At 55.8% G+C, this 6,027-nt stretch carries 6 protein-coding genes; all 6 read right to left on the bottom strand.

Annotated features, from left to right (window positions below; translation table 11 throughout):
* A partial coding sequence (locus AAAC48_RS07880) for an MBL fold metallo-hydrolase (protein ID WP_340653653.1) occupies positions 1-1,552 on the bottom strand: 1,552 nt, incomplete at its 3' end.
* Positions 1,553-2,108: 556 nt separating this feature from the next.
* Positions 2,109-2,765 (bottom strand): helix-turn-helix domain-containing protein, encoded by a 657-nt coding sequence (locus tag AAAC48_RS07875; RefSeq protein ID WP_340653652.1) that lies wholly within the window; start codon positions 2,763-2,765, stop codon positions 2,109-2,111.
* 71 nt (positions 2,766-2,836) lie between these two features.
* The gene (locus AAAC48_RS07870; RefSeq protein WP_340653651.1) at positions 2,837-3,154 is read right to left on the bottom strand and encodes a hypothetical protein; all 318 of its coding nucleotides are present in this window, start codon (positions 3,152-3,154) and stop codon (positions 2,837-2,839) included.
* Between the two features lie 149 nt (positions 3,155-3,303).
* The gene (fixJ, locus tag AAAC48_RS07865; RefSeq protein ID WP_340653654.1) at positions 3,304-3,945 is read right to left on the bottom strand and encodes a response regulator FixJ; all 642 of its coding nucleotides are present in this window, start codon (positions 3,943-3,945) and stop codon (positions 3,304-3,306) included.
* A complete protein-coding gene (locus tag AAAC48_RS07860) occupies positions 3,938-5,458 on the bottom strand; it encodes a PAS domain S-box protein (RefSeq protein WP_340653650.1) in 1,521 nt (506 codons plus the stop codon). The genes fixJ and AAAC48_RS07860 overlap by 8 nt, the downstream gene beginning before the upstream one ends.
* A gap of 105 nt (positions 5,459-5,563) precedes the next feature.
* Positions 5,564-6,027: cation transporting ATPase C-terminal domain-containing protein (locus AAAC48_RS07855; protein WP_340653649.1), on the bottom strand; the 464-nt coding region annotated here is incomplete at its 5' end.

The raw sequence follows: 6,027 nt of genomic DNA, 5'->3' as shown, positions 1-6,027 counted from the left end.
CAGTCGCCCTTCCACGTTCATCTGCCTGATTGCCGACGGCTTGACTGACGTCAAGCAACAAACGTGACAGGTCGTTGTGCCAATCGAGATGCGCCACCTTGGTCGGTAGTAAGCGAGGGAGGTGACCCGTATCAATCCGCTGCGCGCCGGCTTCCGTCAATTCGAACGCGTCGTCGAGATCGGGCACAAGGATCCGTTCAAGGGGTAGGTAACTGGAAAGCCGCTTCGTCAGTCCGGTAAGGCCGCATTCTTCACCGTGCGTGAGAAATATCTCCTGTCGCAGCGGAAAGCGCTTCGTGATCCAATTCTGCAGTTCATTTGCATCCGCATGACCGGAATAGAGGTCAAGTTGACGGACTTGCGCCTTGACCTCGATTTCTTCGCCCTGAATGCGCACACGTGTCGCTCCGTCAAGCAATATGCGACCCAGCGAACCCTGGGCTTGAAATCCAACAAGCAAAAGCGTCGCTTCCCTACGCCAGAGGTTTGCCTTCAGATGATGACGGATACGACCCGCATCACACATGCCACTGGCCGCGATGACGACAAAATAGCCGCTCATACGATTGATGGCTTTGCTCTGCTCCACGGTTTCGGTGAAGCGGACGTTGCTCGCGACGAGCGCCTCGAGCAAGACGTCTCCGTGCTCGATCTCGCTCGCGTGACGTTCGAATATCTCAGATGCCCGGGTCGCAAGCGGGGAATCGATGAAAATCGATGTCACCGGAATTCTGCCGTCTTTCATTAGCAGGAACAGATCCACAAGCAGCTCCTGCGTCCGTTCCACGGCAAATGAAGGAATAACCAGTGGACCTCTGACTTCTACGGCTCTTTGCACCTCGTTGCGCAGACATTGCCTGCGTTGGTCTACCGAAACTTCACCGCGCTCCCGGTCACCGTAAGTGGATTCGCAGATCAGGTAGTCGAGACCGATAGGGGCTTCCGGATCAGATTGGAGGAGTTTGTGGTCAGGTCCCACATCGCCGGAAAACAGAAGTCGGATCGGCGTGTTGTCAGCTCTGTTGATCTCAATTTCAACCGAAGCCGAGCCCAACAGATGTCCGGCGTTCCAGAAGCGCGCTTTGATATTGTCCGCGACTGTAAACCACTGGTGGTATTGTGCGGGTCGAAATAGCGTCATGCAGGCCGCGGCATCCTCCTGCGTATAAATGGGAACCACGGTCTGGCGTCCGCGCCGTACATTGCGGCGGTTTAATTGCTCGACTTCCATTTCCTGGATGTGTGCAGAATCTGGTAACATCACCGAGCATAGATCGATCGTCGCACCCGTCGCAAAAATGTGACCAACAAAACCGTGCTTGGCCAGTTTGGGCAGAAGACCGCTATGATCAATGTGGGCATGCGTCAGGACGACAGCGTCTATTGTCGCTGGCTCGAAGGGGAATTTTCCGTAGTTGAGCTCACGTTCTGACTTCGATCCCTGGAAGAGGCCGCAATCGATCAGGATTCGTGCCTTTTCCGTCTCGATCTCAAAACAGGATCCGGTGACAGCGTGCGCTGCTCCATGGAAGTGCAAGCGGGGGTAGGGCATCGGGTTCTCGATTCTGCTCGTGCTATTGGCAATCGTGATAAACACATTGGATTGGCAAATCATCGAGCAGGAGGTCGCTGCAAGCATTGACCTTGGTCAAACCGACGCGTGGAATTCTTCATCGATGGGATGACGTACTCAGGCCCGTTCTTGCATTCACGATGAAACAAAGCAACACCACCGTTGCAGGCGCGGACAACGTGCCTGGTCAGATCACTGCCCATCAGGCCACGGCAGAGAGACAGCAACGGCATATTCGCTCTGGAGCGATCGCCGCTGTCCCCAATTGACCAAGGTAGCCGATACGCCCGCTCCTGCGACGAACGAGGCAAAAGCTCCCAATAGGGCAAGTGCAAGTCTGACGTTGCCGAGCGCAAACTGTATCTCGCTTCCCTGTCAAAATGCCCCCCGGCATTGGCTGCACCGTCCACGAACGTCAGGATGCAGGCGAGTTGTCGATCGACTTTTTTCCCCCGGTTCCGACCAGTCAGCGCGCGGAGATAAGGTACCATCCCAAGGCTCGCCGTTTGCTGTTCCTGCTGCTAAGATTGGTTGTTCATTCGCTCATTGCCCGAAGGGCGTTCCACTTCCTGATTTCGGCACTGCGCAACGTGGGGAGGACGATGACGCCGTTTTCCTTCAACCTCGAAAAGACACGTGACACAGTTTCGATGGTGAGACCAAGGTAGTCGCCTATGTCCATGCGTGACATGGGGAGATCCACCTGTTCGAGCCCACCCTGGCGTTCTGCTAAATCGAGGAGAAATGCTGCCACACGTTCGACTGCCGTCTGCCGGCCAAGGACCAGCAAATGCTCCTGGGCTCTCGTAAGACTGCGCAATGTTAACGAAAAGAGCTCCTGAGAAACATCGCCGAGCTTCGACAGCGGAGAGATGCGCAAACTGGTGCCGGTGATCGCCTCGGCAAAGAAATGATGGTTTGCGTCGGCTTCCAAACCGAAGATTTCACCGGAAAGATAGAATGCACTGATTTGCCGCCTGCCGTCCGCCAGCAGCCGATAGACACGCACCGCACCGAACTCGATCTGATAGAGGTTCCCCGCCTTTTCGCCTTGGCCAAATATTTCGGAGCCGGGTGCGAAGAAACATACTTGTTGCAGATGAGAGGGGTGGAACGGCAACGGAACGGTCGGGCGATCGCCTCCCTCACGGGGAAAATGCGCTGACATTTGTGTTGTGGTGTAGGCTAGCATGGTGACCTCCCATCCAATTCGATGGGACGACAATCGCTGAAATCGTGGGTCGGCGAAATTCGGTTATGTACCTACGGGTTTTTACGTAGTCCGGCGTTCTCGCCGTCCCTGTCTTGAACGGCGCTGGCGATCGCGGTCATGAGCGCGTTTCCAAACCAAGGCTTCCTGAGGACCTGGGCGCCCGGCAAATCCGGCGGCGATCGATCCACCAGCATGATGATTGGCGGGTGCAGTTCCCGCAACGCACTCAACGTCCCTTGACGATAGAGGATTGCGTCTTCGTCCACGATCACACACACGCTGCCTTCGGCGAACGACGATATGCCAGCAGCCGTCAGATCCTCGGCCGATGATACGGCATACCCTTCGACCTCAAGCGCGAACTCCAATGACCCCCGTAGCCCGCGGTCAGGAACGACAACAAGTATTCGGCCTTTGTGGGTCAATGGTCATACCTCAACACATGATCCTGCGATCAGTCGACGGAAGTCGGCCCAAACTATTTAACGATGATTCGAAGGGGGCGCATTGCGCCAAGTCAAATCGGCAAACGAGCTTTCTGTGATGAATGAATGTCGAGCTTGGCGGCAAGAGCCATCCGCACGAGCTCCGGCAAACTCTTTGCTTTCATTTTTGACATGACGTTGGCGCGATGGACCTCGACCGTCCGCGGGCTGATGTTCAGATCGTAGGCGATTGTCTTGTTGGCCAAACCTTCCACCAGGCTCGACAACACCTGCCGTTCGCGGTCGGTCAACTCGCTCAGGCGCAGATGAATTGCCTCGACGTCATCCTGGTCATCGCGGATGTCGGACAATTGCATAGCAGCGTGCTTCACTGCGGCAATCAAGAGCTCGTCTTCGAAGGGCTTTTCAATGAAATCGAGCGCTCCCGCCTCATCGCCTCTACGGGCCATCGGTACATCACCGTGACCTGTTATCACGAATGATGGTATGCGAAAATAGGCCGTCTTGAGACTTCGCAACAGTTCCACACCGCTCATGTCAGTCATACGCAGGTCCGTTATCAGGCAGCCGTTGCGGATTGTCGGTGCAATGGCAAGAAATCCTGTCGCCGATTCGTGCACGCGGACCGTGAAGCCTGCCATGGTCAGCAAGAATGCCATAGACTTTCTGACGGCTTCCTCGTCGTCCACCACATGGACGGTATGGTCATCGATTGCCATTCACGTAGTCATCCTCGATTGCCGGAAGCGTGAAGCGGAATGTCGTGCCTCCACTATCATTCGTATCTACTGTTATCTCGCCGCCATGGGACTCGACAATGCGTTTTGAGATCGACAGGCCGACTCCCATGCCACCGGGTTTGGTGGTCATAAACGGTTTGAACAACTGGGCGGCGATCTCGTCCGGAATGCCGGCTCCAGTATCGGCAACTTCAACGACTACCCACCCGTTCTCGTCCAAACTCGTCCGAACAGTTAGTTCGCGCCTGTCGCTCTCCCGCATCGCTTCCATGGCGTTTCGCATCAGGTTTATCAGGACCTGCTGTATTTGCACGCCATCAGCCAAAACCATCTTGGCTTCGGGAGAGAACTCAAAAACTGTCCTGACACCTCGCTCGCGCGAACCCACCAGAGCGAGTGCGCCAGCCTCTTCCACCAGTTTACGGATATCCTCAGGTGCTTTTTCCGTTTCGCCTCGTGTCACGAATTCCCGCAGATGCTTGATGATTTGGCCGGCCCGTAGGGCTTGCCTGGACGTCTCTTCCAGAGCTTCCCGCATCTTCGAGGCGATTGCATCGTCCGTTTCACGAAGGAGGCGGGTGCAACCTTGGGTGTAGTTAGCGATGGCGGAAAGTGGTTGGTTGAGTTCGTGGGCCAGTGTCGAAGCCATTTCACCCAATTCGTTCAAGCGCGCCAATCTTGCCAATTCGCCTTGGATCTCTTCGAGGCGGGCAGCGGATTCTTGGCGTTCTGTAAGGTCGCGGATGAATCCGGTGAAGAAGACCCTATCCCCGGTCTTGATCTCGCCGACCGCGAGCTTCATCGGGAACGTCGATCCATCCTTGCGCCTGCCGACAACAACGCGGTCAATGCCGATGATGCGTTTTTCTTCCGTCTTGAGATAACGTTCCATATAGCCGTCGTGCTCGCGGCGGTAGGGTTCGGGCATGAGAAGTCGTACGTTCTGGCCGACGACCTCCGCTTCGGTGTAGCCGAACTGCCGGACGGCAGCCGCGTTGAATGACGTGATGGTTCCATCCTTTTCGATGACAACGGTCGCATCGAGGACGGTGTCGAGGATTGAGCGGACATGCGCTTCCCGCGCGGCGAGCTCGCTGACGCTCCTGTCAGTGACGCGTCTCGCACGGTGAAGCATTCCTCCCATCCACGCGATCACAAGCCCGACGACAATCAGAATCCCAAGCTCAGCCGCATTTTCCGGGTGGTTGAATTGCATTCCACCCAGATACAGCGCGGCCAGCGATGAGAAGCCGACTGCGGCCAGCCCCGGTCGAATACTTCCTGCGATCGATGCAACGAGGATTGCGGGAACAAACAAGATGAAGATTGCCCTGTCCTGGAGCAAATCCTGCAGGGCAAGCGGGATCAAAAAGGCAACTGCAACCGCCACGGCTGCGAGGACATAGCCCCGGATACCTTCAAAGCGGGAAGAAAGAACGGCTTGCAAGAACCGTCCCCATCGACCGGGCATGTCACGTGCGGGCATTGTGCTGCGGCGACCCCTCATTGCTGCCAATCAACGGTACAGAGCAGGAAAATTATCCGAAACTCAACAACAAACTAGGATCCCAGACAGCCAGACAGAGCCTTATTAAACACGGTGATGTGCGATACCTATTTTCGCACGCTTTGTTGCGGAATGGCTGTGTTTATCGGAGAAGAACCAATGCTTGGTGGCTTCGGACGCGAAGAGATACATTATGGTGATGGTGAGAAGCCCTGCCAATGTTGGCAGCGGCAATGGCACGAAACCGAACCAAGCCGCGTAAGGTAGAACAGGTGTGGCGACAGCCACGATGAACGTGCCCGCCGTCAGCCAGACCAGAAGGGCGCTCGGGCGACTTTGCCAAAATGTTTTTCTGGTGCGGACAACAAGAACGATCGCCAGCTCGGTGATAAGGGACTCGACGAACCAGGCTGTCTGGAAAGTCTGAGCCGTCGCGTGGGTAACAAAAATCAAAAAGCCGAATGTCACAAAGTCAAAGAAGCTGCTGACGAGGCCAAAGGTCAACATGAAGCGTCGGACAAAGGCAATGTCCCAATGCCTTGGCGTCG

The sequence above is a fragment of the Phyllobacterium sp. genome (assembly GCF_037994405.1).
Lineage (GTDB): Bacteria > Pseudomonadota > Alphaproteobacteria > Rhizobiales > Rhizobiaceae > Phyllobacterium.
The sequence above is the reverse complement of the archived record's forward strand: the minus strand, read 5'-3'. Positions and strand labels throughout refer to the sequence as shown.